This is a genomic window from Burkholderia sp. MSMB0856, assembly GCF_001524645.2.
Taxonomy (GTDB): Bacteria; Pseudomonadota; Gammaproteobacteria; order Burkholderiales; family Burkholderiaceae; genus Burkholderia; species Burkholderia diffusa.
Genome location: NZ_CP013429.1, coordinates 704,194 through 727,906 on the forward strand (window position 1 = coordinate 704,194; position 23,713 = coordinate 727,906).

The 23,713-nt window shown below is 60.8% G+C and carries 21 protein-coding genes and 1 pseudogene; 14 read left to right on the forward strand and 8 right to left on the reverse strand.

Annotated elements, in window-relative coordinates; translation table 11 throughout:
• Window positions 1-2: 2 nt before the first annotated feature.
• A complete protein-coding gene (locus tag WS87_RS31940) occupies window positions 3-344 on the forward strand; it encodes a cytochrome C oxidase subunit IV family protein (RefSeq protein WP_059820017.1) in 342 nt (113 codons plus the stop codon).
• A gap of 160 nt (window positions 345-504) precedes the next feature.
• Here the strand turns inward: WS87_RS31940 and WS87_RS31945 are convergent, their stop codons facing one another.
• Both WS87_RS31945 and WS87_RS31950 read right to left on the reverse strand, forming a co-directional pair.
• On the reverse strand, window positions 505-1,296 hold the full coding sequence (locus tag WS87_RS31945) for an SDR family NAD(P)-dependent oxidoreductase (protein WP_059820016.1): 792 nt from the start codon (window positions 1,294-1,296) through the stop codon (window positions 505-507).
• An 81-nt stretch (window positions 1,297-1,377) separates the two neighbouring features.
• Window positions 1,378-2,142, reverse strand: a complete 765-nt coding sequence (locus tag WS87_RS31950) for an SDR family oxidoreductase (protein ID WP_059820015.1) — start codon at window positions 2,140-2,142, stop codon at window positions 1,378-1,380.
• A 136-nt stretch (window positions 2,143-2,278) separates the two neighbouring features.
• Here WS87_RS31950 and WS87_RS31955 point away from each other — a divergent pair, with 136 nt between their 5' ends.
• Window positions 2,279-3,223: a LysR family transcriptional regulator gene (locus WS87_RS31955; protein ID WP_059820014.1), complete on the forward strand. Its 945-nt coding sequence runs from the start codon at window positions 2,279-2,281 to the stop codon at window positions 3,221-3,223.
• 108 nt (window positions 3,224-3,331) lie between these two features.
• Here WS87_RS31955 and WS87_RS31960 read toward each other — a convergent pair whose 3' ends face one another.
• From WS87_RS31960 to WS87_RS31970, 3 genes and pseudogenes are all read right to left on the reverse strand, one after another.
• The gene (locus WS87_RS31960) at window positions 3,332-4,771 is read right to left on the reverse strand and encodes a DEAD/DEAH box helicase (protein WP_059820013.1); all 1,440 of its coding nucleotides are present in this window, start codon (window positions 4,769-4,771) and stop codon (window positions 3,332-3,334) included.
• Between the two features lie 129 nt (window positions 4,772-4,900).
• On the reverse strand, window positions 4,901-5,956 hold the full coding sequence (locus tag WS87_RS31965) for an aldo/keto reductase (protein ID WP_059820012.1): 1,056 nt from the start codon (window positions 5,954-5,956) through the stop codon (window positions 4,901-4,903).
• A gap of 71 nt (window positions 5,957-6,027) precedes the next feature.
• Window positions 6,028-6,617: pseudogene (locus WS87_RS31970) on the reverse strand (flavodoxin family protein).
• 118 nt (window positions 6,618-6,735) lie between these two features.
• Here WS87_RS31970 and WS87_RS31975 point away from each other — a divergent pair.
• The 8 genes from WS87_RS31975 to WS87_RS32015 all read left to right on the forward strand — a co-directional run bounded on the left by WS87_RS31975 (window position 6,736) and on the right by WS87_RS32015 (window position 15,158).
• Complete coding sequence (locus WS87_RS31975) at window positions 6,736-7,641, forward strand: LysR family transcriptional regulator (RefSeq protein ID WP_059820011.1); 906 nt, start codon at window positions 6,736-6,738, stop codon at window positions 7,639-7,641.
• A 63-nt stretch (window positions 7,642-7,704) separates the two neighbouring features.
• Window positions 7,705-7,989: a hypothetical protein gene (locus tag WS87_RS34390; RefSeq protein ID WP_236873280.1), complete on the forward strand. Its 285-nt coding sequence runs from the start codon at window positions 7,705-7,707 to the stop codon at window positions 7,987-7,989.
• A gap of 268 nt (window positions 7,990-8,257) precedes the next feature.
• Complete coding sequence (locus tag WS87_RS31985; RefSeq protein ID WP_236873281.1) at window positions 8,258-8,785, forward strand: RidA family protein; 528 nt, start codon at window positions 8,258-8,260, stop codon at window positions 8,783-8,785.
• A gap of 176 nt (window positions 8,786-8,961) precedes the next feature.
• Window positions 8,962-9,303: a DHCW motif cupin fold protein gene (locus tag WS87_RS31990; RefSeq protein WP_059535930.1), complete on the forward strand. Its 342-nt coding sequence runs from the start codon at window positions 8,962-8,964 to the stop codon at window positions 9,301-9,303.
• A 236-nt stretch (window positions 9,304-9,539) separates the two neighbouring features.
• On the forward strand, window positions 9,540-11,432 hold the full coding sequence (locus WS87_RS31995; protein ID WP_059820008.1) for an SAM-dependent methyltransferase: 1,893 nt from the start codon (window positions 9,540-9,542) through the stop codon (window positions 11,430-11,432).
• 487 nt (window positions 11,433-11,919) lie between these two features.
• Window positions 11,920-13,335, forward strand: coding sequence for a hypothetical protein (locus WS87_RS32005; protein ID WP_159085734.1), 1,416 nt, complete (start codon window positions 11,920-11,922; stop codon window positions 13,333-13,335).
• Window positions 13,336-13,367: 32 nt separating this feature from the next.
• A protein-coding gene (locus WS87_RS32010) for an IS5 family transposase (RefSeq protein ID WP_107938028.1) occupies window positions 13,368-14,185 on the forward strand; the annotation gives its coding sequence in 2 pieces (ribosomal slippage) (window positions 13,368-13,716 and window positions 13,716-14,185; 819 coding nt in all).
• Between the two features lie 175 nt (window positions 14,186-14,360).
• Window positions 14,361-15,158, forward strand: coding sequence for a hypothetical protein (locus WS87_RS32015; RefSeq protein WP_059814782.1), 798 nt, complete (start codon window positions 14,361-14,363; stop codon window positions 15,156-15,158).
• Between the two features lie 593 nt (window positions 15,159-15,751).
• Here WS87_RS32015 and WS87_RS32020 read toward each other — a convergent pair.
• Window positions 15,752-16,660, reverse strand: a complete 909-nt coding sequence (locus WS87_RS32020) for a LysR family transcriptional regulator (RefSeq protein WP_059814779.1) — start codon at window positions 16,658-16,660, stop codon at window positions 15,752-15,754.
• 146 nt (window positions 16,661-16,806) lie between these two features.
• On the opposite strand from WS87_RS32020, the gene gltP reads away from it, so the two are divergent.
• Window positions 16,807-18,132, forward strand: coding sequence for a glutamate/aspartate:proton symporter GltP (gene gltP, locus WS87_RS32025; RefSeq protein WP_059814776.1), 1,326 nt, complete (start codon window positions 16,807-16,809; stop codon window positions 18,130-18,132).
• 48 nt (window positions 18,133-18,180) lie between these two features.
• On the forward strand, window positions 18,181-19,470 hold the full coding sequence (locus tag WS87_RS32030) for an aminotransferase class V-fold PLP-dependent enzyme (protein WP_059814773.1): 1,290 nt from the start codon (window positions 18,181-18,183) through the stop codon (window positions 19,468-19,470).
• A 419-nt stretch (window positions 19,471-19,889) separates the two neighbouring features.
• On the opposite strand, the gene WS87_RS32035 is transcribed toward WS87_RS32030, so the two are convergent.
• Window positions 19,890-20,444 (reverse strand): TetR/AcrR family transcriptional regulator, encoded by a 555-nt coding sequence (locus WS87_RS32035; protein WP_059814770.1) that lies wholly within the window; start codon window positions 20,442-20,444, stop codon window positions 19,890-19,892.
• 213 nt (window positions 20,445-20,657) lie between these two features.
• Here WS87_RS32035 and WS87_RS32040 point away from each other — a divergent pair, with 213 nt between their 5' ends.
• Window positions 20,658-21,521 carry an NmrA family NAD(P)-binding protein gene (locus WS87_RS32040; RefSeq protein ID WP_059814767.1) on the forward strand — a complete coding sequence of 288 codons (864 nt, stop codon included), beginning with the start codon at window positions 20,658-20,660 and terminating at the stop codon, window positions 21,519-21,521.
• Between the two features lie 141 nt (window positions 21,522-21,662).
• Here the strand turns inward: WS87_RS32040 and WS87_RS32045 are convergent, their stop codons facing one another.
• On the reverse strand, window positions 21,663-22,583 hold the full coding sequence (locus WS87_RS32045; RefSeq protein ID WP_059814764.1) for a LysR family transcriptional regulator: 921 nt from the start codon (window positions 22,581-22,583) through the stop codon (window positions 21,663-21,665).
• Between the two features lie 684 nt (window positions 22,584-23,267).
• Here WS87_RS32045 and WS87_RS34615 point away from each other — a divergent pair.
• Window positions 23,268-23,708: a hypothetical protein gene (locus tag WS87_RS34615; protein WP_335671941.1), complete on the forward strand. Its 441-nt coding sequence runs from the start codon at window positions 23,268-23,270 to the stop codon at window positions 23,706-23,708.
• Window positions 23,709-23,713: the final 5 nt, after the last annotated feature.

The following is a 23,713-nucleotide window of genomic DNA, read 5'->3' on the forward strand; positions in this document are numbered from 1 at the left end:
CCATGGACCACTCCGATCCCGCCGATCACCCCGACGCCGCGCACGGCCAGCAGCATCCGATCGGCATCTACCTGAAGATCTGGGGCCTGCTGTTCGTCCTGAGCACGTTGTCGTATCTGGTGGATTATTTCCATGTGCAGGGCCTGATGCGCTGGGTGCTGATCGTCGTGCTGATGATCGCCAAGGCCGGGCTGATCGTATCGATCTTCATGCACATGATGTGGGAGCGGCTGGCGCTGGTGTACGCGATCCTGATACCGCCGCTGTGCCTGCTGGTGCTCATGGTGCTGATGGCCGCCGAAGCGCATCACACCTTCGGGATGCGGGAACTCTTCTTTCACTGATCGCTTTTCGCGTTCGTTCGTCGGATGAAGGATGCTTCGGATCACGTATGATCCGGCGCGCCGGCGTGCGAACGGCTGGCTTTGCCCGGCAATCGACCGATCGCATCGGAACACTGAACGAGCACAATCCGGACTGGCCGAAGCCAGTCCGGCCCGGGAGCTAGAAGGCGCTCTTTATCACGCCCCCGTCGGCTCGCAATGCGGCGCCGGTCGTGGCCGACGCAAGCGGGCTGGCGATATAGGCCACGAGAGACGCAATTTCCTGCGGCGAGCCGAATCGCTTGATGAGTGAAGTGGGCCGGACCTTCTCGAAGAACTCCTTCTCGAACGCCTCGAACGATTTGCCGTCGGCCTTCGCGAGCGTCTCGACGAATTCGCCCACGCCGCGCGATTTCGTCGGCCCCGCCAGGATGCTGTTGACCGTAATGCCCGTGCCGGCCACGGCCTCGGCCAACCCGCGCGCGACCGCGATCTGCGCGGTTTTCGTCACCCCGTAGTGGATCATCTCGGCCGGAATCTGCACGCCGCTTTCGCTCGAAATGAAAATGATGCGCCCCCAGTCGGCCTGCTTCATCGCCGGCAGGAACAGGCGGGCAAGGCGTACGCCGCTCAGGACGTTGACGTCGAAGAAACGCGTCCAGTCCGCGTCGGGGATTTCTTCAAACGGCTTGGGCTCGAAGATGCCGAGGTTATTGATCAGAATTTCCACGCCCGGATAGCGTTGCGCCAGTTCGTCGGCTGCTTGGGCCGTACTCAGGTCGCCCGCAAATCCAACCACATCGCCGCCGGTGTCCGCCTTCAGTTGCTCGACCACTTCATCCACCGATGATTGGGCGCGGCCATTGACTATCACGCGAGCGCCTTCCTGTGCCAGTGTGCGGGCAATGGCCAGACCGATGCCGGCGGTACTGCCGCTGACGAGCGCGAGTTTGCCTTTCAGATTGAGGTCCATGAGTGATTTCCTTTTCCTTTTCCTTGAACGAAGTGGAAATGACGATATCGAGTCTTGATCGATCGGATATTGCAAGCGTGCTCAGGTACGGGTGATCGACGCGCCGCCATCGACCAGCGATGCGGTGCCGGTCACGAAAGACGAATCGTCCGACGCAAGATAGAGCACCGAGCGCGCGAGCTCTTCCGGCTTCGCGACGCGCTTGAGGGCATGCAGCCCGGTCACGAACTGCTGCGACTCGTCGGTGTCGTTCATGCCTCGATACATCTCCGTGTCCACCGCGCCCGGCAGCACCGCGTTGACGCGCACACCCTGCGCGCCATACTCGGCGGCCAGTGCCTGCGTCAAGCCGATCAGGCCGGCCTTGCTCGCCGCATAGGCTGCGGTGCCGGGAAACGCGAACGAGTAACCGACGAACGTCGACGTGAAGATGATCGAGCCACCGCCTTGCTTCACGATTTCGGGAATCTGATGCTTCGCGCCCAGGAAGGCACTGGTCAGATTGGTCGCCAGCGCGGCGTTCCAGCCTGTTTCGGAAATACCGGTGCTCGGACCCATCTCGCCCAGCGTACCGGCATTGTTGTAGGCGATGTCCAGACGACCGAAGCGGCTCACGGCGAGCGCGACCAGCGCCTTCGCGAAGTCCTCCGATTGCACGTCGCCCGCCAGATACGCGGCTTCGCCACCTTCGCTCGCGATCTCTGCCGCGAGTGTTTCAAGTTCTCCCGCGCGGCGCGCCGCGATCACGACCTTGGCGCCTTCCTTCGCGAACAACTTCGCCGTTGCCCGGCCAATTCCCGCGCTGGCACCCGTCACGATGGCAACCTTTCCTGTCAAACGTTGCATTTTCCATCTCCTGATGTACTGCGTTGGCCAGTGCCCCATGCCTCGGCCGTGAGAGCACTATAGGATTCAACTTTGATTGAAGAAAGGCATAAAACGTGGTTGTATCATTAAGTTTTTATGAATGATCGGAGGGGGCATGGACCGCCTGCGCGCGTTTGAGGTCTTCGTGACGGTCGTAAGCCGGGGTGGTTTTGCGCGCGCGGCGGATGCGCTCGGCACCTCGCCTGCCAACGTCACCCGCTACGTGCACGAACTGGAGGCGCACCTCGGCACGCGCCTGCTGAATCGCACGTCACGCACACTGTCTCTCACCGAGGGCGGCGAGACCCTTTATGCGCGCTGCAAGACCATCCTCGACGATGTCGCGGAGACGGAAGGGCTCGTGTCATCCGCGTCGGTGGAACCCCGTGGGCGACTGCGCATCAATGCGCCCGTGAGCTTTGGCATTCTGTATCTGGCGCCGCTGTGGCCCGGTTTCATGCAGAAATATCCGCAAATCGAACTCGATATCGGGCTCATTGACCGCGTCGTGGATATCGTCGACGAAGGCTACGATCTCGCCATTCGCATTTCACGCGCGGGCTCGATCAGCCACGCGGCCCGAAAACTCGCGACATCGCAAAACATCCTGTGTGCGTCGCCGGACTATCTGGCGCGCTTCGGACATCCGACCGTGCCGGAGGACCTGATCCGTCATCGCTGCATCGGGTATACCTATGCGGCCACCGGCGATGAGTGGGAACTGATCGACGGTGGCGGCAGGACCCATGGCGTGAGGTCCAACTTTCACATGCATACCAATAACGGCGACACGGCGCGCGCCGCCGCCCTCGCCGGGCAAGGGGTGATCTGGCAACCCACGTTCCTGATCGGCAACGATCTCCGCGCCGGCACACTCGTTCAGGTGTTGCCTGGGTATCGTCTGCCCGACATCGACGTTCTCGCCGTCTACCCGAGCCGCCGACATTTGAGCGCCCGGGTGCGCGTCATGATCGATTTCCTGGCCGATGCATTCGGCGGGGTGCCGCCGTGGGATCGCGAGGACGGAAGTTCGGCCGGCACCACGCCGGCGGCGGGCTGAAAGCGCATCCCGGACGCAAGCCCGCCATGTTCTGATATTCAGGTTCGGGCGCGCGCGATCGACCGATGTTCGACTACACGGCGACAGTCCGCGCCGCACCGATCGGCATCAGCGCGTCCCGCGCCCGCCCGCGGGCTTGCCAGCCGGCTTGCGCGAACCCGCCGACGTCTTGCCGGCCGGTTTGCCGCGCGGCTTTTGCACGCTGAACGGGCTACCGCTCGACAGGCTTGCCCCCTTGCCCGTGGGCGCTGCGCGCTGCCCCGTGGGCTTGCGCTTGCCTTCCCCGCCTTGCGGTCGCGGCTTTTTGCCGGCCGCCGGCATGGCGCCCGCCCCCGCTTGCGGCACCTTGGGCTTCTTCGGCTTTTTGGGTTTCTTGATGATCTGCCCGGTCGCGCTGGTTTCCGGCACGCGGTGTTCAGCTTCGAAACCCGGCTCTTCCTCACGGCGCAGCGTTTGCCGGATCAGCGCCTCGATCGCGGCCAGTTGCGGTGCTTCGTCGGCACACACGAGCGACACCGCCACACCGCTGGCGCCCGCGCGGCCGGTACGGCCGATACGGTGCACGTAGTCTTGCGCGACGATCGGCAGATCGACGTTGATGACCAGCGGCAGGTCGTCGATATCCAGCCCGCGCGCGGCCACGTCGGTTGCGACCAGCATCTGCACTTCGCCCGTCTTGAAGCGCTCGAGCGCACGCAGGCGCGCGGGTTGCGGCTTGTCACCGTGGATCGTGTCGACCGCATAACCCGCATCGTTCAGCATGGCCGCCAGGTAATCCACGCCATTGCGCGTCTTGACGAACACCAGCGCGTGGTCCCAGTTGTTCTCGGCCACCAGGTGCATGAAGAGGTCAGGCTTGTTCCGCTTGTCCACCGGCACCACCCACTGCTTGATCTTGCTGGCGGTGACGTTGGGCGGGCTGACGCTGATATTGACCGGATTGCGCAGAATGCTCGCCGCCATCGCACGGATGTCGTCGGTAAACGTCGCGGAAAACAGCAGCGTCTGGCGCTGCACCGGCAACGCGGCAAAGACGGCGTTGAGTTCGCGCGCGAAGCCCAGATCCAGCATGCGGTCGGCTTCATCCAGCACCAGCGTCTGGACTTGATCGAACTGCACGGCGTTCTGGCGATTGAGGTCCAGCAGACGACCCGGCGTGGCGACGAGCACATCCACGCCCTTGCGCAACTTCATCATCTGCGGGTTGATGCTCACGCCGCCATAGGCGGCCAGAAACCGCAAGTCGAGGCCCTTGCCGTACTCGACGAAACTCTGCAGCACCTGTTCGGCCAGTTCGCGCGTGGGCACCAGCACCAGAACGCGCGCGCGGTTGCTCGACACCGCCGGCCCATGCTGCACCAGCCGCTGCAGCAGCGGCAGCGCGAAACCCGCCGTCTTGCCGGTGCCGGTCTGCGCCGCGGCCATGACGTCCTTGCCACCGAGCACCGCGGGAATCGCCTTGGCCTGCACCGGCGTGGGTGTCTGGTAATTGAGGCCCTGCAGATTACGCAGCAAGGGATCGATCAGGCCTAGCGAGGCAAAAGACATGGACGTGTTCCGGGCTAAAACCGCAATTCTAGCGGTTGCGGCGATGATCGCCGTGCGGATACCCGGTGCGGGGCGGCGTTCAGCATCGGGCGATCCCGTCGAGCACGACAAGGATCGCCGTCGGCCGCCCTATTTCGATACCGCACGCGTGAAAGGCGGCGGCACCCTGCCCGCCGCCTGACGATCGATCATCCAACCGGGATAGTCGGGCGGCAACGCGCTCACGGCATCGAGCTGCGCAAGCTCGTCCCCGGTCAACACGATATCGGCAGCACCGAGATTGTCTTCGAGCTGTTCGACGCGTTTGGCACCGACGATGACGCTCGTGACGTGCGGCTTGGCGAGCAGCCACGCGAGCGCGATCCGGGCGACCGACACGCCTCGCGCGTCCGCGATCGCGCGCATCGCTGCAACGCACGGCCAGGCGCGCTCGAGATCGACCGGCGGAAAATCGAAATGGCTGCGCCGCGAACCCGCTTCGGTCGGCGCGCCAGGGCCGAACTTTCCCGACAGCAGCCCGCCGGCGAGCGGCGACCAGACGAGGAGCGCCATCTGCTCGTCGATCGCGAGCGGCACCAGTTCGCGCTCCACGTCGCGTCCGGCGATCGAATAGTAGGCCTGAAGGGTCTCGAAGCGCGTCGCATGGAGCGCTTCGCTGAGCCCGAGCGCCTTGCCGATCTTCCCGGCGCGCCAGTTCGAGACACCGACATGGCGAACCAGCCCCTGACGCGTCAGATCGTCGAGCGCCCGCAGCGTCTCTTCGATCGGTGTCACGGGATCGTTCGCGTGGATCTGGTAAAGGTCGATATGATCGACCTGCAGCCGTTCCAGGCTTCGCTGCACGGAATCCATGATGTGGCCGCGCGACGCGCCCTGATCGTTGGGTTTCGTGCCCATCACGCCCGCTGTCTTCGTCGCCAGCACGATCTCGCTGCGTGCGACGCCGAGGTCCCGAAGCGCCTGTCCGACGAGGCGTTCGGACTGACCGAAGGAGTAGATGTCGGCGGTATCGATGAAGTTGATTCCCTCGTCCAGTGCGCGGGAAATCAGTCGGGTCGCGTCGTCCTGGCCGACCGCGCCGATCGCGGCCCACATGCCGGCATCGGCATTGCCGCCCAGCGTCATCGTGCCGAGACACAGCTCGGAGACGTACAGGCCGGTGCGGCCCAGTTGCTTGTATTTCATGGTCGTTTCCTTCGAGGTCGGCGGGAAAAACTGCGGCGGCGTCCGTTCCGGGGCGCCCCGCACGCCAGGTTTCAGCTGATGCGAGCGTGTCCCGCCCGGAATTGTCCGGCGATCGTTGCGACCCGTGCGCCATAGCGGCGTGCCGTCTCGAGGTCCCCCGGCGACATTTCATCGGGCGACGCATCGGCCGGCGTCTGCGCCATCGGCGCGATATAGGAGCCCATGCGATTCAGGTCGTCACGCATCGACGCCTTCAGGTTCGCCGGCTTGATGTCCATGCTCACCCAGATGCCGCCGTGCTGCCCGGCAAGCAGAACGAAGTATTCGAGCGTATTGAGCTTGTCGCCGTTGATGCTTGCGCTGTTGGTAAAGCCGCCGAAGATCTTGTTGCGCCATGCGCCTTCGAACCAGGCCTTCGACGATGCATCGGCGAACTTCTTGAACTGCCAGCTGGGACCGCCCATGTAAGTCGGCGAGCCGAACAGGATGACATCCGCGCCGGCAAGCGCGTCCCACGCGTCCGGTGCGATGTTGCCATCGGCGTCGATTGCGACGAGAACGCCGCCGGCCCCTTCGCGACAGCCGTCGCCATGCGTTCGGTATGCCCGTAGCCGGAGTGATAGACGACGATCGTTTTAACCGGAGAGATGTGCTGTGTCATGGTTGTGCCCTTTCGTTCAGGTGGTCGTCGGGGGACGACATCGGAAAGCACTTTACTGAGTTGAAATTGAGTTATAAATGACGGCCGATTGAACGTTCTGTTACTCCCGGGGAGAACAATGCAAAACCTCGACGCGCTGTTGATCTTCGCCCGTGTCGCCGAAATGACGAGCTTCACGCGCGCGGCCGAAAGCCTGGGCATCCAGAAAGGACGGGTGTCGATGGTGATTCGCGCGCTCGAGCGCGACGTGGGCGTCGCGCTCCTGCATCGGACGACGCGCAGCGTGCAGCTGACCGAGGACGGACGCGCCTTTTATGCGCGCGCGCGGGACCTGCTGGCCGACGTACAGGAACTGCAGTCGATGTTTTCCGGCAATGGCACGCGGCTGCGCGGACGATTGCGCGTCGACATGCCCACCGAGCTCGCGCGCAGCGTCGTGGTTCCCGCGCTGCCGCAACTGATGGCGATACATCCGGAGCTGGAACTGGAACTTTCGAGCACTGATCGGCGCGTCGATCTCGTCCAGGAAGGATTCGATTGCGTGATCCGTCTGGGGCCGATCGTGGACGAGACGCTGATTGCCCGGCCGTTGGGCCGCCTGCGCATGATCAATGCGGCGAGTCCCGGCTATCTGGCGCGGTATGGCGTGCCGCAAACGCTCGACGATCTCGTCGGTCAGGGACACCGGATGGTCCACTACGCGCTGACACTCGGCGCGCGGCACCCCGGGTGGGAATATCCGAGCGGCGACGGCTATGCGACGCTCGCATTGCCGAGCGCGATGCAGGTCAACAACGTGCAGACCTATCACGCAGCCGGGCTTGCGGGCATCGGGTTGATCCAGGCCGGGTATTCGGCGCTCGCGAATCACATCGAAAGCGGCGCGCTGGTCGAGGTGCTGCCCGATCTGCGTCCCGAGCCTCTCGCGGCATCGCTCGTCGTCGCGCATCGGCGCAATCTGTCGCCGCGCGTTCGGGCGTTCATGGACTGGATCGAGGGGGTGTTGCAGCCTTATTTCGATTGAGGGCGGTATGTAGATGAATGCGCCCACCCGTCACGACCAATATGTCCTACGGCGATGCCGCGCTTGTTCTATCAGCGGATGTTGTGCCTTGATTTACTGACGACCGTGTTCATCGTCGACCGGCAGGGGCGCGCCATGAGACTGACCAAGGTTTCTTTCGTCCTTCTTGGCTTCATCTGGGGATCAAACTTCATCTACATGAAGTGGGCCGCGGCGTTGATCAGCCCAATGCAGAAAGCGGCGGCCATCGTCCTGATTCTGGCGAGCATCGCGCTCTTGCAAATTGGACGTCAACGCGCGGCACGGGAAACGGGCCAAGCGGTTCGCGGTGCCGGCGTACGCCCCTAGATCAGCTATCAGATCGCCATCTTGGGAATTGCGGCTGGGCGGCCGACGTGGGCCCGTGCCGGATTCCTGGCGCTCGTTCGACGGCCAGTCGCCCATGAACCAGCCGGTCGCGTCGAATGGCTCAAAACGCGGCGGATTCAACCGTTCGATGGCATCACATGATTTGTTCACGATCGACTCCACGTTCCCGAAAATGGACGCTTCATTAATAGAAGCACCTCACTCACGCTGAGGCCGTCGTGGATATAACACACGCAGATATGCCAAAATGACAAGCGAAGCTGATCTACCTTTCGCGTTCAAATCGGGTACTAAAACCATGACCGCCATGACTACCGCCGATCGCATTCAAAGTTTAGGTTTAGTGCTGCCTCCAGTTCCCACCCCGATCGCCAACTTCGTGAGCTGGCGTCGATCCGGTCAGATTCTTTATTTATCTGGTCAGGGGCCACGTGATGCTTCCGGCTCCGTGATCAAGGGAAAATTGGGTCGAAATTATAGTGTCGATCGTGGCTACGCCGACGCCCGTCAAGTGGGTCTACAGCTTTTATCGACAATTCAGCAGGCGGTGGGGTCGCTCGACCACGTGGAGGGAGTTTTGAAGATCTTCGGAATGGTAAACGCCGAGCCGGATTTCCATGATCACCCGAAGGTCATCAATGGCTGCTCAGACCTGTTGGTCGAGGTTCTAGGTGATCGCGGCCGACACGCCAGATCGGCGGTCGGGATGGGTTCTCTGCCAAACGGGATGTCTGTGGAAATCGAAGCGATCGTAGAGATCGTGAACGGATACTAAGGCATCGCCGGGCGCCACTCCAAGCGTGGCACACAGGCGTCGTCGATCGTTGAAAATCAGATAATCAATAACGTCGTTGTTATTGCCTCAAGCCGCTCGAGTTCGGAAAAAGCGTTCGGAGCACCGTGGCGAATTGACCTGCGCGTATAAAGTGGACCTGCATAGGAATCTACAGAATGAAAATGGATGCATTTGCGTTCGGCACGACCAACTGGGCGGCAGTCGAAAAGACGGAACACCAAGGCGAAACCGGCATGGCTTATTGGCGCACACGGTTTTTCGGTGATCCCCCGAATCAAATTCGCGTGCGGATGGTCGAATATACCCCTGGCTACCTTGCAGATCATTGGTGCAAAAAGGGACACATTTTGTTCTGCATGGAAGGCGAACTGGAAACGACGCTCGAGGATGGGCGAAAGTTCGTTTTGACAGCAGGTATGAGCTACCAGGTTGGCGACGACGCGGAGCCACATCAGTCCTATACCAGAACGGGAGCGAAGCTCTTCATTGTGGACTGAAGCCCGGCCCGCTATCTCGGCATCCAAGCCGACGGCGCCCTTGAGATGGCAGAGCAAGCGGAGGTTTGATGGCATCGCGACCGGCGAGCGGTCGCTTGCCGGCCAAAACTACCCGATCGACGCCCACTGCAAGTTTCGGTGCATGCACGCTACCCCCCGGCGCGCAAGCGCGTCGATTTCGCTTGCACCTGACGCCACGTTAGCTTTTATGGTTGACACCGACGACTGGGAAAGCAATGCGACTAAAGATCGGCGAACTGGCAAAGAAGACGGGATTGAGTGTCCGCGCCCTGCACCACTACGACGCAATCGGGCTGCTGTCACCGTCGCAGCGTACCGACGGAGGCGCACGCCTGTATGGGCAGGACGACCTGATCCGTCTGCATCGCATTGAAGCCCTGAAACGGTTCGGGTACTCGCTGCCGGACATCAAGGCCAGCCTCGACGGTCAACCGGCCCTCATCCCCCTGCAGCTTCTGCAACGCCAGATCACGGAACTGAATGCGCAGGCACTGCGCGCGCAGCGTCTCGGCCGTCACTTGCAATACATCGTTGACATGGTGTCCGCGGGCAGCGAGATCGCGGCGACCGATTGGATGAATGCTCTGGAGCTGATGAACATGTACCAAAAGCATCTTGATGACGAGGAACTCGATGCGCTGTTGGCATCCGGGCCGGAAACGGTGCCGCCGTCGGATCCGGCATGGGCCGGTCTGATAGACGAGGTCCGCGTTGCCGTGCAGGAGGCGTTGCCGACCGAAAGCGATGCGGCTCAGGCATTGGCTTGGCGCTGGATCCGGCTCGTGATCCGAATGACCCGCAATGACCCGGACCTCGCAACCAAGCTGATGATGATGCAGCTCCGCGAGCCGCGGGCCAGGCAAATCGTCGGCATTACGGCAGAGATGCTGGAATGGATCGACGAGGCTTTCACGCACGCACGCTGCGCGCTGTTCGCCAAGTACCTCAGCCCGGCACAGGCCGACGAGGTGCGGCGTCGCCAATTCGCCACCGCGAAAAATCATGCATGGCCGGCGCTGGTGGTCGAACTGAGGGCAAATATGGAAGCCGGGGTCGACGCCGGTGCCGCGCCCGTGCAGGCGATCGTCAAACGCTGGCAGCAACTGTTCCGAGACAGCTTTTGCGGAGACGACGCTGTGCTGGAGGCGCGTGTGCGCGATGCCTTGATGCGCGAGCCGGATCTGCAACTGGGCATCGGCCTCGACGATTCGCTGTTGGCCTATCTGCACAAAGCGCATATCGTCGGCCGGGACACGTCGCCAATCGACGCCGGGCCCAAGCCGAGCGCGTTGATGGTGGCGACGCAACGGGCCGCGCATCAACTGCTCGATCGGCCGTTGGTGCTGGATGATCCCGTTGCGCTGACTATCCTCGGCGCCGCCGAAGCACAGGTACTGCATGACAACATCGACCGGTTCCGCGATCCGACTTCGGTGGGAATGCGCAGCTCCGTGATCGTGCGCAGCCGGCTTGCCGAGGACGTGTGGGGCGAGGCTGTCGAACGCGGCATTCGCCAGTATGTGGTTCTCGGGGCGGGGCTCGATACCAGCGCGTTCCGGCATCCCGATACACCGGCTCGAATCTTCGAGGTTGATTTGCCGGCGACGCAGGCGTGGAAGCAGGCGCGCCTGCGCGAAGCCGGCCTGACGGTGCCGCCGTCGCTGCATTTCGTGCCGGTTGACTTCGAGCGCGTCGGACTGGCAGAAGGATTGGCGCGTGCGGGTTTCGATGCTGATGCACCGGCCGTTTTCAGTTGGCTCGGCGTGACGATGTATCTCGATGAGGTCGCCGTCATCGAGACGTTGCGCTTCATCGCCGGTTGCGCCAAAGGCAGCGCGGTCCTGTTCGAGTATGTGACGCCGCTTTCGAGCTTGCCGCCGATCATGCGTATTGCGATGGAGCAGTTGACGGCGCGATTCGCCGAGCGCGGTGAGCCGTGGAAGACCTTCTTTGAACCGGCTGTCATTACCGAGACGCTGAGTGCATTGGGATTCAACCATACCAATGCGTGGACGCCCGAGGAATTGAACCAGCGCTATCTTGCGAACCGCGATGACGGACTGCTCATCGGTGTGACGCCCGCGCGTCTGATTCTCGCAACGGTCTGAGACTACTTGCGCCTCGACCATGTGGTGATTTTCAACGCCTCCTTTGAGGAAGATTGAAGGACCGCTTCGGGTCGGAAGCAGGCCTCCACGTGAGCCTGCTACCGGCCACTTCCGGACATCGACCGTGGCTGGTAGTGAGCCATTCGAAAGGCAAGATGTCATTTGGGAGCGGCCACTCGTCAGCCATTTTGCGGTCCACGTCAGAGCACGGCTGCGATGGCTCAGAACATCGGGTGAACCCGAATTTGAATAGCAATTTCGCGTTCAGGCCGTGTTCCATCGTCAAGCGTGCGACTGATACGCCTGGCTCGGAAGCCAGCGTTGCCAGTCGCGGCAGAACGGCGACTCGCTTACAGGGATTTCTCACTATTTTCCGAAAAGATTCCCGGCTATCATGCATATGCGGTGAATAATGCCGCTGCCTGACCGAGATCCATGAGCAGAAACACCACTGTTGCATCCAACACTCAAGCCGGGGGACCCAATCATGCCTACGCCTGCAGAGAAACAAATTAAAGCGCAAATCGATTTGCTCTTGCAATTAAAACTGGATGGCATGGACCCTGTCGACGAATCGAACTTGAAAAGCAGTATAGATGGAATCCAAAAGCAATATGAGTTGGCGGTGGAAAAGGGAAAAACCTCCGCTCAGTACAAAGATCTCAGTGACTCCATCGCAAAGAACCTCCCAGCTCTCGTGAATGGCATTTACGCAGCCGACAAGGCGTTCAAGAAGGGCGACTATATTTCGGCCTCCGCGTCGATGATGAGCATCTGCGCGAGCGTACTCCCGATTTTGACCGCAGCGACGGCAATGAGCGGGCCTGTCGGTGTATTTATCGGCGCACTGTTCTCGGTTGTGGCGCAGATTCTCAGTTTCTTCGCGCCGCAGCAGCCCTCGCTTGAAAGCAAGATCCAAAAGATGCTGGATCAACTCAAGACCGACGAGGAGATCGAGTCGATCAAGGGTTTCGGCCACAGTATCAGCAGCTACGCATCGTCGTTGCGTTGGAAATGCTCGGGTGAGAAGACGTGGATGGCGGCAGTCGCGCTCCCCGGTACGGTTTCCCTGACAAAAGGTTCAGCAAATGTCGTCGGAACCGGTACGAAGTTCAGCACGACTGCCGAGGTCGGTCAGTGGCTCACATTCGATTCCGACGCGCCGACAAAACCCTACCAGATCGAGAAGATCGACAGCGATACGAGTTTGACGCTGGCAACGAAATATGACGAAAAGTCGCTGTCAGCCGGCACATGCCAGTACCGGCGTCGGAAGATCGTGAAAAGAAGCATCGACGAAATTCTGGGCATGCCCCTCACGAACGAGACCGAAGCGGACGCTTTCATGACGGAGTTGATCGCGCTCGGTTGGGGACTTGGGAGGGATCAGGCGAAACTCGACTCCCCGGTTTTCTTGAACTGGAAAGTGGCGGCATATCTCCTGAAGCCGTCGAATCAGAGCAAGGAAGGATGGCCTGAAGTCCTCGGCGTATGGTGCCAGACTTATATCGAATTGCTGACAGCAAACACGATGCTCAGTTGCATAATCAGTCGAGAAAAACTGGAGGCGGTGTTGGCCGCTACCCAAGAGGAGAACACGACAAGCCCTCTTTCCAAGGGTGTCCGGCGTCGGTGCCATAAAGCCGTGCTTTATCTTGGGGCACTCGTGAAAGCACTTCCCATTTCGTGGGACGGGGATAAAAAGGAAATGCTCAATATCCTGACAGCCGTACGGCCTGTTGCGCGTGAGCGTGGACTCTACCTGCGCGTCGGACGTCGCGGGACCGGTCTTGGGCTGTATGTCGCCCGCGGTAATGGCAAAGCCGCCCCCTTCGCGTGGGACTATAAGAGACGGTTTCAAAATGGCCCCTTGGGGCTGTTAACTTTCGCGGCGAGCTGTTAACCTCAGGCATCGAAACAACCGAGACTGAGGAGATGGCCAAGCCGATCATCGACGACGAGTTGTGGACACTGATCGAGCCGTTACTGCCGCCATCCAAGCCACGGCGCAAGAAGAACCCGGGCCGCCTGCCGGTTTCGAACCGCGCCGCGCTGACCGGCATCTTGTTCGTTCTCAAGACCGGACTGCGCTGGCGCGATCTGCCTGCCGAGATGGGTTGCGGCTCGGGCGTGACATGTTGGCGACGGCTACGCGACTGGCAGGTTGCCGGCGTGTGGGACCGCTTGCACGAGCTGCTGCTCGCGAAGCTGCGAGCAGCAGACCAGATCGACTTCTCTCGAGCCGCTGTCGATTCATCATCGATTCGCGCCGTTGGGGCAGGCCAAAAACTGGGCCAAACCCTACCGATCGCGCGCGACCCGGTTCCAAGCACCACATCGTCACCGACGCCAACGGCACGCCGCTCGCCGCGATCCTGACCGGCGCGAACGTCAACGACGTCACGCAATTGCTGCCGCTGATCGACGCGATTCCGCCGATTCGCGGTTTGCGCGGCCACCCGCTGCACAGACCGCGTGTGGTCTACGCCGATCGCGGATACGATTCCGAGCGACATCGACGTGCGTTGCGCAATCGCGGTATCGAGCCGGTGATCGCCAAGCGCCGTACCGAACACGGCAGCGGCCTTGGCAAATATCGCTGGGTCGTGGAACGCACGCATGCCTGGCTGCATCACTTCCGTCGTCTCCGTATTCGTTTCGAGCGCCGTGCTGACATTCACGGCGCGTTCCTCAAACTCGGTTGCTGCCTGATCTGCTGGAATACCCTCCGGCGCGCCGAACAGCCTTTATGAAACCGTCTCTAAGAGTAACACCGGTTGGCTTGGTAGCCTCTCCATCCATACTCCCAAGGCCCAGATTGACTCGTTCACCCCCCAATATGAACTTCTGGCGACAGAAAAAGGTCCGTCCCGTGTTTCGCACTTTCTTCTCGATTCTGTTAGTGGCAACCTGTCCGACACCGGCCCCGTGATCGGCGACGATCTCCGGGATGGGAGGAACCCGGAGACGTACCTCGACGTCAGCGGACTTGCGTTCAACGATGGCACATTCGGTGTTGAAGGCAGCACGCGCCCCAAGACGCTCGTTTCGCTTGCGATCGAGAACAGGGAGATGAACGATGCGCGCTATGTGAATTACTACACGATCGGGAAAGACGGGAAGGCCACCCGGGTGACCGGGTGGCATGGTCTGGCCAACCTGGCGGAAATTCGCTCCGTGTATGCTCCCGCGAGTGCTTTATCGGATGACCCGGACGGCGATGCCTTGACCGGCGACAACCAGCCCAAACCGAACTCGGTGCTCACATATGGCGGGATTCGCAACAAAAATCAGTTGTATGTGACGGAAAAGAGTGAGGCGTCCACCGTTGAAGGTCCAGAAGGCTGGAAGAGCTACAACGCGATCGAGGTCGATGCTCACTATGTGTGGCTATTCGGAAAGGGAGGCATCGCGTGCGCGACGCATGCCTCGATGCTCAAATGCCGAAGAGGCAAGATCGTGAGTCCGTCGTGGATCTGTCACGATTTCGACACGCAATTCAATCGCCCCGAGGTCGCCAATTTATACCCGTGTGCGGACGGGACGCTGCTTGTTGCCATGCTGGGCGATATCTACACGGCCGACTACAGGATCGATCGCAAGGCGTCGCGGGTTGTCACCAGTTCGTGGGTGAAACGGGGCGGCGATGCAACCCAGGTCGTCAAGATGCCAATTCCTTGCTGGTCGATACTCGAGCGATTGAATGCGTGTTTGCTCGGAGAGTAGCCATCGCGGAATCCAGGGCTCGTCGTCGCGCGATGACGAGCCCGAGTTAAGGCCGCCACCGGACAGTCCCGCGACCCCGCTCATGATCTTGCGCGCCTTTGGCGGGCGGCCATCAACTGAAGCAAGAATGGGGCGGCTCTGCTGGCTCCGAGCCACTCACGCAGGCATTTTGGGATTTACCGAACGATCGCATGCGACTAAGCGAGTGCCCCCGTGGATGGCGCCGCTCTGGCAGTTACTCACCCGGCTAGGGATGTGGTGGCCGCTGCAGATAGAGGGATGACCGTTGTACCGCTCAACACGGTCGCACAGATAGCGCCGGGTTCTACGTCTCTTGAGGGTCGGCAGTGGGAGTTCGGCGGCCGGTGCCAGCGCGGGTGACTGGCCACCAACTTCGAGCTTCCGGATTCGGCCACAAGGGGACTTTCTGATGCACGGACCAAGTGGCCGGTCCAGTCCCGATTGAAGACACACGAAAGCGGCTCGCTCCGCCAGACTGAAGAGCAATAGTTGCCAGCTCTAGATCGCGTGCTTTCGAGCGCCGCGTACACTCGATTCTACGAGTCAACGACTTCGACCGCTTTTGCTGATGCCTAGATTCCCGGATCAAGCAGATTAGAGGAGAAGTCGCACGATTGCGCCGCAAGTCGCGCCACGGCGGCACTGAGCGAATGCGACTGTTCCGCCCGATGCATGGCGACGTACCGCACTAGCGGGAGCGCGGGCTGTGTCGGCACCACAACGAGCGCACGTCGCTCGACCATACGCGCAAGACAGGCTTCGGGTAGGTAACTAACGCCAAGCCCCGACAGTGTGAGCCCAATCTGCGCAATCAGGCTGTTGCTCGCCAGCACTTTCTGCAACGCGACCCCTTGCTCCTCCAGAAACCGGCTATACACGTAGCCCGTACCCGACAGGCCCTCCTGCAAAATCAGCGAAAACTTCGCGATATCGGCAAGGGGAATCGCACGCTTTCCGGGCGCGAGACTGGCCGCGCACATCCATGCATTCCGAACCTGACCGACGAGCGTCGATGCATACGGCTCGACTTCGTGCATCTGCGGCACGATGATCACGTCCACCGTGGCCGCCGCCAGGCGCTCGCGCAATGTTGCGTTCAGATCGACCTCCGCTTCGACCTTGACCTTAGGGTATTCGGCCTGAATCGCGGCAATGAGGCGCGGCAGCCACGTCAGGGCCGTGAGTTCCGTTACGCCAATGCGAATTTGCCGAACCAGCGCCTCTTTCGAGCTCATGCGCTCGACGATCTGGTCGCGCCGCTCGAGCAATTCCCTCGCGTGCTCGAAGAATTCTGTGCCCTTCTCCGTGAGGCGCGCGCTGCGATTCGCGCGGTCGAACACCGCCATGTCGAAAGCCCGCTCCAGTTCCTGCACGCGCTTGGAGATCGCCGATTGCGTGGTATTCAGGCGCGTCGCGGCCGCTTCGAACGAACCGAGCTGGACGATCCAGTACAAGGCTTCCATTTGCTTGAACGTCAGCATGGCTCCGGACTCGCATCACTAAAAGCGATAGTTTCTCATAGAAAAAATCGCTTTTTTAGTTCATTTTGACTGGGTACTTTTTCCTCTAACGAGTCCCTGCAGAGGCTCGACTCGTCTATATCAACTGATACGTGTCTGGAGAGCGCATGGAGTCCGTCATGGAAACACCTCACCCCGAACGCGCGGCGCGCAAGCCTCGCATCGGGCTCGCGTGGCAAATTTTGATCGGCCTAATCGCCGGCATTGCGGTCGGACTGGTGCTCAACCGTTTCCCGGAGTTTCGCGAGTCAGCCATCAACGGCTTCCTGCAACCTGCCGGCGATATCTTTATTCGTCTGATCAAGATGGTGGTCGTACCCATCGTGTTCACGAGCATGGTGATGGGTATCGCGGGCGTCGGCGACGGGCGCTCGCTCGGGCGCATCGGCCTGAAGACGCTCGTGTACTTCGAGGTCATTACGACGATCGCCATCGTGCTGGGACTCGTGCTCGGCAACGTGCTGCATCCGGGGCTGGGCACGGATCTGTCGCAGCTCGGCCACACCGATATTTCGCGCTATCAGCAGACCACGCAGCAAACGCAGGCGCATCACGGCTTCATGGCGCTTTTGTTGAGCATCATTCCCGACAACATCGTCATGGCGATGGGGCGCGGCGATCTGCTGCCAGTGATCTTTTTCTCTGTGCTGTTCGGATTGGGCCTGCAATCCGTGCCTGCCGAATATCGCCAGCCAGTGCTCGCAACCTTCAAGGGCATCAGCGACGCGATGTTCAAGGTCACCGGCATGGTGATGCGTTATGCGCCGTTCGGTGTGTGTGCGCTAATCGCGGTGACAGTCGCGAGTTTCGGCTTCGGTTCGCTGCTGCCGCTCATCAAGCTGGTTGCGGTGACGTATCTCGCGATCGTGCTGTTCGCGGTGTTCGTGCTCGGCATTACGGCACGCCTCTTTGGCTTCAACATTTTCACGCTGGTGCGCGTCATCAAGGACGAATTAATCATCGCCTTCTCGACGTGCAGTTCGGCGACGGTTTTGCCGCAACTGATGAAGAAGATGGAAGACTTCGGCGTGCCGAAGAGCATCACGACGTTCGTGGTTCCCACGGGCTACACATTCAATCTGGATGGCGCGTCGATCTATCTCGGCATCGGCACCCTGTTCGTCGCACAGCTCTATGACGTGCATCTGGGCGTGCAAGAACAAATCGTGCTCGTGCTCACGATGGTCGTGACCTCCAAAGGCGCGGCAGGCGTGCCCGGCTTCATGTTCGTGATCCTGCTCACGACGCTCGCCAGTGCGGGACTGCCGCTCGAAGGGCTCGCGTTCATCGCAGGCGTTGACCGCATCATGGACATGGGACGCACCGCGCTGAACGTAGTGGGCAACGCGCTCGCGCCGCTCGTCATCGCCCGCTGGGAAGGCCAGTACGATGCGGAGAAAGGCAAGGCGTATATCGCGTCGCTGGACGCATGAGATTCGTTGAATTCAGTAATGACTAACATGGAACGAGGAGCAGATCCGATGAGCAGCAATCGCGGGCAGTTGTTTTCAGCATCGATGATGGAAGCCATCAAGCAGCGCTTTCATTACGTCGATCGCGATATCGACAACCGTGAGCGTCTTTTCTTCGACAACGCAGGCGGGTCGTTCAGACTGAAATCGGCAGTGGAAACATTCGCGCGAATCGATGCGCTGCCGGACTGCCCCGAGCGTATCCACGAACGCGCGCTGTTTCTGCAGGATATTCAGGCGCGCGGCGAAGACGACGTGCGCCGCATCCTCAACGCGCGTGGCGGAAGTGTGTACCTCTCGCTGACCGCTTCGGCGGCGATGTTCGACATGGTCCGCGCGGTGATGGAGAACGTGCCGGGCACGAACGCCGTCACCACGATTCTCGAGCATCCGTCGTCTTTCGATGCGATGACGATGTACTGCGAGCGTACGAGCAAGGAGCTTCGCATCGCACCGAGCAATGCCGAAACCGGCGGCGTCGATACCGATGCCATCGTCGCGCTTATCGACGACGATACAGCGCTTTTAAGCGTGATGTACGCATCGAATATCTCGGGCGCGAAGCTCGATATTGCGACCATCGTCGAACGTGCGCGGGCGCGCAAGCCGGATCTTTTTATCATCGTCGATGCGGTTCAGCATGCGCCACATGCGGTTATCGATCTGCAAAAGACCCCTGTGGACGGCATCAATTTCGCGCCGTACAAGTTCTTCGGGTGCCGTGGTTCTGGCGTGTCATGGCTGTCCGAACGGCTTGCCGAACTTCCGCACCATCGGCTCGCGGCCAAGGACAAAGGTGTTTGGGAACTCGGCAGCCCCGCGCCCGCGCAATTCGCCGTGGTGAGCGCGATTGTCGATTATGTCGCGTGGATCGGCACCCAGTTTAGCGACGCCGAAGACCGGCGCGAACGGTTCGTACAAGGCATGCAGCGCATCGAAGAGCACGAGCGCGCGCTGCTTTCGTTGTTACTCGACGGCGTTGACGGACAGCGCGGGCTGCGAGCGATCGAAGGCGTACGCGTGTTCTGGGATCACGACGATCTGACGCGCCGCGATCTGATCGCCGGCATCGACTTCGATAACCTGGACCCGACCGCCGCCGTACGCGCCTATGAAGAGCGGGGCGTGATCGTCTATGAGCGGATTGCGACGAGCCTTTACTCGGGGCGGATGTTGAAATCGTTCAGCCTCGACGGTGCGGTGCGCATCTCTCCTTTGCATTGCCATGCGCCGAGTGACGTTGCGAAGTTCCTGGCAGTGACTGAGGACATTGCGATCGCGAGTCGGCTTGTCGGATAGCGGAGGGTGAGACAGAGACGCATCGAGATTTTATTGTGATGTTCGGTGCGTCCCCATAGCCACGTCGGAGGGGCAGCTAGTTTGCATGTTGGGAGATTCACAGGTATCGCTTCCAAACAAATGGCCGAGTTCCAGCCAACACCCGACTGCCGACACGCCGCGTCGAGGGGCAGTTCAGGGTCGCTTTATGCCCTCTGCATGAAAGGTCGCGCCCGCGGCGATCGCCACGCTCGGTCGTCGGGTGCTAGCAGGCCATCAGCGGTCACCGACCGTTGCGTTTCACCGTCATACGACCACCGGATTTGCACTGACTTGCAGACATCGACCGGTGTGCACGCTTAAAGCCCGGATGCACTTCTGCGGAGCCTACGCGACTACGTTAACGGCGTGGCTCAGGCACCTCAATCGAGAGACGCAGGTCAGTCCAGCGCCGCTCGTGTTTCACTAAGAATCTCTTGCGACAGTTCAGGGTCGTCGACCGCGCGAGCCAGAACGAGGGCGCCGACGATGCTCGAAAGTACATGAATCGCATCGCGACGCGCATGCTTTTTCCGTGCCTTCGAATCAGACTCGACGAAGCGTTCGAGCATACCCTCGACGTGCCGCGTGAAGGGCGGTTGCGCTGCCGGTTGACGCGCAATCTCGCCTGCCAATCCTGCCATCATGCATCCGTTGCCCCTCTCGTCGCGATGTTGTTCGGTGAGGTACCCGTCAAGGTATTGAGCTCTCGACTCACCGCGAGCCGTGCCTTGTCTCATCGACTCGAGCGCTTTGCCCGACGTGTCTTCGATGCACTTCGCGATCAGGTCCTCTTTTGACTCGAAGTGATGGTAGAAGGCGCCGTGGGTGAGGCCGGTTGCCTTCATGATTTCGCTCAGGCTGACGCCGGAAAACCCGTGTTCGCGAAACAGAATGGATGCCTGTTCCAGGATCCGGGCATGTTTTTCTGCCGTCTCTTCTGGCGGGTAACGCATACGTCCTCCGAAAACTGCGAAGAAAATGATTGACGGGAAGCAGTATAGCCATCATGCTTCGCGAACGAAAGCATGATGATCATCATGTTTGAGGCCGGCGTTCCACGCGATCGGGGGTCATACGCGCGGCTCATAACATGATGATCGTACTGCTTGAGCGTTCGGACCGGCGCGCAAGCCGGGCCCGGGTTTCCTCAGTCTCAGGAGGTTGATATGAAGAAGTTTCTCGTGACGGGTTCCACTGGCGCGACAGGCGCTCCCACCGTCCGTCTGCTGCTGGACCACGGTCACGCGGTCGCGGCGTTCGTCCGTCGTGAAGACGAACGTTCCGACGCGCTGAAGCGAATGGGCACGCAAATCGTTATCGGCGACATGTTGAAGATCGAAGACGTTCGTCGTGCGATGCAGGGTATCGACGGCGTGTACTTCTGCTATCCGTTGACGCAGGGTGCGGTGGAAGCGACGGCGATACTCGCGCAGGCGGCAAGCGAGCACGGTGTGAAGCAGATCGTGTACATGTCGCAACGTCAATCGCGCCCGCACGCACGCAGCCCGGCGACTATGAGCCACTGGCTATCCGAGCGGATACTCGACAGGTCGGGTATCCCGACAGCGCACCTCAGAGTCAATTTCTTTGCCGAATGGATGCTGTACATAGCGGCCGAGATCCGCGCCGGCCGCTACCTGACACCGTTCGATCCGGAGAGTCGCTTCGTGCCGGTCGCGGCAATCGATATCGCGCGAGTGGTCGTGAAGATTCTCGAGAATCACGAAGCGTTCGGTAGCGTGATCATTCCGGTCACAGGCCCGGTCGAGGTCAGTCACATCGAACTCACGGGCATCCTCGCGAGGACGCTCGAAAAGGAGATTCGCTTCGAACAGGTGTCGCCGGATGAATTCGTAAAGGCCATCGGCCTCGATAGCGACCCTTCGTTTGCCGCCCACTTCACGGCGGCCAGGATCGATCAGCAGGAGCAACTGCTTGCCGGCGTCGACAAGACCGCGGAGCAGATAGTCGGTCAGCCGCTGACAACGCCGGAACAGTTTATCGAAGCGCATCGTCAACGCTTGGTCTGAATTGACTGCAGTCGATCGTTCGAGCAGCTGCGATGTCGCAATGTGCTCGGCGAGTGTATCGGCGGGAGGAATCCGGCAATCGGAACCGGGCATCCTCCCGATCGAGCGAGCCGGCGCCGAGGTGCGAGACGCGCATGTGCTTCAGGAAGCGATGCTGCGCGTGCTGAAAAGCCTGGATATCAGATCGATCTGATCGAGTTGTTCAATCCACCATCTCGACGCGCGTCCTGTCTTGTCCTCGCGCCACCCGAGGTAGCAGTTCGTGTGCGCCCGCACGCCCGTTACCTGGCGCTCGACGAGCCTGCCCTGTCGTATCAATTCCTCGGCGACGGGCGCGGGCAGCATGCCGACGGCAATCCCTTCGCAAAGGAGGTCGATCTTGGCGGTCAGGTTCGGTACGACGATGACCGGTTGTCCGTCATGAATGGCCGCCGATCTCGGCTCGAGGTCACGCGACGTATCGCTGATGACGACGCCGCGATGACTTGAAATTGTGCCGCTGTCGAGCGGCGTTTCGTTCGCGGTAAGCGGATGATGAGGCGCCGCGACAAAAACGTGACGCAACAGGCCGATCGGCCTTGCTGCAATGTTCGGCGCGTGTGGCGGCTCTCCCGCGGCGCCGATCGCGATATCCGCACGCCCCGTCACAAGCGCGTCCCATACGCCACCGAGCACTTCGGTCGACAAGCGAAGCCGTGTCGTCATCTTCAGTTCGTAGAAATCACGCACGTGCGGCCACAACGAAGACAACGGAAGAATCTCGTCGACGCACAGCCTGAGCTCAGCCTCCCAACCCGCATGGACGCTTCGAACCTTGCTCTCCAGCTCCTGCCCGGCTCTCAGCAAACGACGACCGTCCTCGACGAGCAGTCGTCCCGCGTCGGTCAGTTGCGCACGCCGGCCGCTGCGATCAAAGAGGGCGACGCCAAGATCAGCCTCCGTCTTCTGCACCAGGTAAGTCAATGCAGACGGTACGCGATGAAGCAGCACGGCCGCTTCCGCGAACGTGCCTGCCCGGTCTATGGCATCGAGCACTTCGAGAACTTCAAACGACAACTTCAAAGCGATTACCTGCTGGATACGCGTCTGATGGTGGACTCAGGGCTTGGGGCGCCACTTGGTCGAGACTTCCCTCGCGGCCGCTGGAGGGAGGCGCCATTTTGGCAGCCGCCACGACGCTTTGCCACTGATTCCTCGGATCACGCACGTCAACCTGGCTGGACTGTTGGGGAACTGATACGAGGTGTTCAGGGACGAAAGCGTTGGGCACAAGTCTATCAACGCCGGAAGTCAATCCATTCGGATTCGAAGGGCGGTAGCGGATGGCGGCGACCACGTCCGGCGCTATTCGGCGTCGGGTTCGGCCAACGGCATCAGGCGGCAGTCGGCAGTCGGCCATAACCGAACGTTGGACGTCTGTGGCTAGATTGGCGACAATCCAGCAATTCGCGTCGGATCGCTCCATGTGGAGGCGGTGGTGTCCATCAACGTAAGCGGAACGGAAGGCTACGACGAAGATGCTCAGTCGCTCATCGAGCGATGGCAGGACGTCTCATTCGAAATAAAACATAAATCGGTTATACATCTCCTACCCCTCCGCCCGACCGACGTGCTCGACGTGGGTGCTGGCATCGGAACCGACGCAGCTGCGTTGGCAGCGATGGGACATACAGTTGTGGCAGTAGAACCTGTGGACGCGTTGCGCCGTGCAGGAATGGGGTTGCCTCGTCTTCACGGATAGAATGGGTGGACGACAGTTTGCCGCATCTCACGCATGTCCGTTCCCGGCAGAGAACATTCGGCTTGATCATGCTTTCTGCCGTTTGGATGCATCTGGACGAACGCGAACGTTGTGAGGCGATGTCGACTATCAGTTCCTTGCTACGGGACGACGGCGTGATAGTAATGTCTCTGCGCCACGGCCCTGTCCCCGAGGGACGCCGGATGTTTGCTGTTTCAGCGGCGGAGACCATTCGGTTGGCAAGGAGCCGTCACTTTAGAACAGTGCTGAATATCAAAACCGAATCTGCCCAACGCGCAAATCAGCAAAAGGGGGTGACCTGGAGCTGGCTCGCCTTTGCCAAGGTGATCGGCGAGACCAACTTCAATCGATCAGACCAGTCCGTCGGCGGCCACAAACGGCCGTTCGACACAGCATTTTTGATCGTCGACAATCGGTGCAGATAAGGGCG